This is a genomic window from Synechococcus sp. R5-13, from assembly GCF_047462015.1.
Classification (GTDB): domain Bacteria; phylum Cyanobacteriota; class Cyanobacteriia; order Thermostichales; family Thermostichaceae; genus Thermostichus.
In genome coordinates, this window is sequence record NZ_JANSIL010000067.1 from 1 (window position 1) to 4,105 (window position 4,105).

Annotated in this window: 3 protein-coding genes and 1 pseudogene; 3 read left to right on the forward strand and 1 reads right to left on the reverse strand. The window is 59.9% G+C overall.

Annotated elements, in window-relative coordinates:
- The 3 genes and pseudogenes from NW840_RS05660 to cobW form a co-directional block, all read left to right on the forward strand.
- Positions 1–69 (forward strand): annotated as a pseudogene (locus NW840_RS05660) (photosystem II protein D2); the annotation flags it as partial.
- A 187-nt stretch (positions 70–256) separates the two neighbouring features.
- Positions 257–1,636, forward strand: coding sequence for a photosystem II reaction center protein CP43 (gene psbC, locus NW840_RS05665; protein WP_369791763.1), 1,380 nt, complete (start codon positions 257–259; stop codon positions 1,634–1,636).
- 131 nt (positions 1,637–1,767) lie between these two features.
- Positions 1,768–2,826 carry a cobalamin biosynthesis protein CobW gene (cobW, locus tag NW840_RS05670; protein ID WP_414342924.1) on the forward strand — a complete coding sequence of 353 codons (1,059 nt, stop codon included), beginning with the start codon at positions 1,768–1,770 and terminating at the stop codon, positions 2,824–2,826.
- A gap of 103 nt (positions 2,827–2,929) precedes the next feature.
- Here cobW and NW840_RS05675 read toward each other — a convergent pair whose 3' ends face one another.
- Positions 2,930–3,886 carry an NAD-dependent epimerase/dehydratase family protein gene (locus NW840_RS05675; protein WP_414342926.1) on the reverse strand — a complete coding sequence of 319 codons (957 nt, stop codon included), beginning with the start codon at positions 3,884–3,886 and terminating at the stop codon, positions 2,930–2,932.
- Positions 3,887–4,105: the final 219 nt, after the last annotated feature.

The following is a 4,105-nucleotide window of genomic DNA, read 5'->3' on the forward strand; positions in this document are numbered from 1 at the left end:
CCGCAGGACCAGCCCCATGAGCGCTTTGAGTTCCCTGAAGAAGTCCTCCCCCGCGGCAATGCGCTCTAAACCCACTGAGCTCGCTCGACTTTAGCTGCGGTAGATCCCTAGAGATCTGCTCTGTGAGGATGAGCGCTTGCCCAAGGGATCCCCTGCCGCGGATCCCAGTGGACAGGGAGCCCAACGGCAGGCGCTCGCGTTAACTAAACTTTTTTTGGTGTCTCTTGTTCCTGACTATCATTGGAGGTTGGTCTCTGTGACCTCGACAACATTTGGTTCTGCAGTGGTGCAAGATCGCACCCAAGGCGGATTTGCCTGGTGGGCTGGGAATGCCCGCTTGATTAATCTCTCCGGTCGGCTTTTGGGCGCCCATGTGGCCCACGCTGGCCTGATCGTCTTCTGGGCGGGGGCGATGCTGCTGTTTGAGGTGGCTCACTTCACGCCGGATCGGCCTATGTATGAGCAGGGCCTGATCCTGATGCCCCACGTGGCCACTCTGGGCTGGGGGGTTGGCCCGGGGGGCGAGGTGATTGACACCTACCCCTACTTTGTCATCGGGGTGCTGCACCTGATCTCCAGCGCCGTGCTGGGGTTGGGGGGCATTTATCACGCCATTCGCGGCCCAGAAACTCTGGAGCAGTCTTTCCCCTTCTTCGGCTACGACTGGAAAGACAAGAACAAGATGACCACCATCCTGGGGATCCACCTGATCCTGTTGGGGTTGGGGGCTTTCTTGTTGGTGGCCAAGGCCATGTGGTTTGGCGGTGTCTATGACACCTGGGCTCCAGGAGGTGGCGATGTGCGGGTGATCACCAACCCCACCTTGAACCCCGCTGTGATCTTCGGTTACCTGTTTAAATCTCCTTTTGGTGGGGAAGGCTGGATCATCAGCGTTGACAACATGGAGGATGTAATCGGCGGCCACATTTACATCGGCATCATCTGCATTGCCGGTGGGATCTGGCACATCCTCACCAAGCCCTTTGGTTGGGCTCGCCGCGCCTTCATCTGGTCTGGGGAGGCCTATCTCTCCTACAGCTTGGCGGCGGTTTCGCTGATGAGCTTCATTGCCACCTGCTACATCTGGTTCAACAACACCGTCTACCCCAGCGAGTTCTACGGCCCCACTGGCCCAGAAGCCTCGCAAGCGCAAGCCCTCACCTTCATCGTGCGCGACCAGCGCCTGGGGGCGAACATTGGCCAAGCCCAAGGTCCCACCGGTCTGGGTAAATACCTGATGCGCTCCCCCACGGGCGAGATCATCTTCGGCGGCGAGACGATGCGCTTCTGGGATGTGCGCGCTCCCTGGAAAGAGCCGCTGCTGGGCCCCAATGGGTTGGATCTGGATAAGCTGAAAAACGACATTCAGCCCTGGCAAGCCCGCCGTGCAGTGGAGTACATGACTCATGCGCCGCTGGGATCCCTGAACTCGGTGGGGGGTGTGGCTACTGAAATCAACACGGTGAACTTCACCAGCCCGCGCACCTGGTTGGCCGCTCACAACTTCATCTTCGGCTTCCTGTTCTTTGTCGGCCACCTGTGGCATGCCGGTCGCGCTCGCGCTGCCGCTGCTGGCTTTGAGAAAGGGATCAGCCGCGAGAACGAGCCGGTTTACCGGATGAAGCCGATCCGATAAGGGCATAAGTTCCTCTGGAATGTACCTTTGGCCCCCCTTGCCGGGGGCCTTTTTTTGGGCATCCCCCCCTCAAGGATTGGCAGAAAGAAAGTTTGGGGTGGAAACTGAAGAGCGCTGAGTCATCAGAGCAGATGCACAAGATCCCTGTTACCGTCATCACCGGATTTCTGGGATCCGGCAAGACCACGGTGATCCGTCACCTTTTGCTCAACAACCAGGGCCGCCGCATTGCCGTGTTAGTTAACGAGTTTGGCGAAGTGGGCATCGACGGCGAGTTGCTGCGGGATTGCCAACTGTGTGAGGGGGAGGGATCCATCCCCATTCTGGAGCTGGCCAACGGCTGTCTCTGCTGCACGGTGCAGGAGGAGTTTTTGCCCACCATGGAAGCTCTGTTGCAGCGGCGGGCGGAGCTAGACTGCATTTTGATTGAAACCTCAGGACTGGCCTTGCCCAAGCCGCTCGTGCAGGCTTTCCGCTGGCCCACCATTCGTACAGGCGCCACGGTGGATGCGGTGATTACGGTGGTGGATGGTCAGGCTCTGGCCTCCGGGCAACTGGTGGGGGATCCGGCGGCCCTGGAGGCGCAGCGGCAGGCTGACGAAAGTTTGGACCATGAGACTCCGCTTGAGGAATTGTTTGAGGATCAGTTGAGTTGTGCCGATTTGGTGGTGCTCACCAAGGTGGATCAGATTACCCAAGAGGAGCAAGCTCGGGTGGAAAGCTGGCTGCGGCACCACTTGCGCCCTGAGGTTCAAATCCTCCCTTGTGAGCGGGGGCAGGTTCCCCCAGAAGTGCTCTTGGGCTTTAATGCAGCGGTGGAAGACCAGCTCGAGCGCCGCCCCAGCCACCACGATCACGGGGAGGAGCATGAGCACGAAGCTTTTGAGTCTTTCTACCTCAGCTTGGAGGGAGGTTATGAGCCGGGATCCCTGGTGGCTCAGCTACGCCAGTTGGCCCAGGAGGAATGTCTTTACCGGATAAAAGGGTTTGTGGCCGTCCCCTACAAGCCGATGCGCCTGGTGCTGCAGGGGGTGGGATCCCGATTTGAAACCTACTACGACCGCCCCTGGCGACCCCAGGAGCCGCGCTTGACCCGACTGGTGCTGATTGGGCAAAACCTCAACCGCGAGCGCATTGCCGCCCAGCTCCAGGCCTTGGCCATCAGAGAAACGGTGGCCCCCACCGGCTGATCCCTGTCAGAGGCGAGTGGGATCCCTTGGGTCCTCGGCTCTCATCCCCCCGTCCCAGAGGGAAAGGAAGCAGCGTCCAGTTCTACTGTTACTCAAAGGTGGTCTAGAGGTAGGTATCCAAAAGAGAGGCCAAAGTGGGAAACCGGCAGCGCAAACCCAGGGTTTCTGGGGAAATGGCCGGGTAAACAAAATGGCGCTGGCGCAGACAATATTCATCCCACTCGGAAAGCCGCACCCGAAACAAGAAGGCCAAGCCGCGAACCAAAGCCAAAGGCAGGGGCACGCGGAAATAAATCCGCTTTTTGAAATAGGCACACACCTGTTCCACGCACTCATCCAAAGACAAGGGGGAGTTGCCCAACACCCAATCTCCTGCGCCTGGGGGATGAGCCACCCAGTGGGCGACCATCTCGGCCACATCGGCAGCATGGATGAAGTGGAAGCTGGCATCCACCCGCAAAAAGCGGATCAGATCCAGCCAGCGGAGAACGTCCTTGAGGCCGGCAGTGATGTGGGAGTAGGGGTGGTGGGGGCTGCCGCCAAAGAGCAGGGTGGGATAAAGGGTGAGCAGGCGCTCCGGCCAGAAGCCGCTTTCCTGCCGCCGCAGCAGCATCTCGTACTTGCTGCGGATGTAGTCGGTGCCGGCCCGTCCGGCAATGGCCAAAGGCTCCAGGTCCTGGTTCAAAAGGCTGGCCGTGGAAAAGTAGATCACCTGCTGACAGCGCTCCGGATCCAACAACTGAAAGAGCTCCAGGGTGTGGGTAACATTCACGGCCCAAGCCAGGGCGGGATCCCCCCAAGCCGCTGCCATGTGGATCAGCCCATCCATCTGGCGCAGCAGAGCGGCGTGTTCCCGGATGCGCAGGAGATCGCCGGGTACTAGGGTGATAGGGGCGGGCAGCCGTTCTAGGGGCAGCCGCAGGCGGCTGGTCTCGCGGATGAGAACGTACAGGTGGTAGGCGGGCCGCTCCGGAAACTCGGGATCCCTTTGCTGGGCCAGGCGCTCCAACACATAGTGCCCCAGGCAGCCGCTAGCGCCGGTAAGAAACAGGTTTCGCAAGAGGTCTTCCCAACGGGACTCGATGAAAAAAGCTTCTGACTAGTGTACCGCTTCAGCTTCTGTCTGCCGGACTGCCTGAGCCCTCAATTCCCCTGCAAGAGAGCCGCTCGACTTGGCAAACCCCACACTGGAAATCTGGCCGCAAGGATGTCAGCTAGAAATCGCAGGAGCCCCGCACTGTACCCGTAGGGTCAGTGCCGGGAGGAATGCGCTTTGATG

Coding starts and splice junctions, on each gene's coding strand:
- cobW (WP_414342924.1), top strand. CDS start 1,768: ATGCACAAGATCCCTGTTACCGTCATCACCGGATTTCTGGGATCCGGC.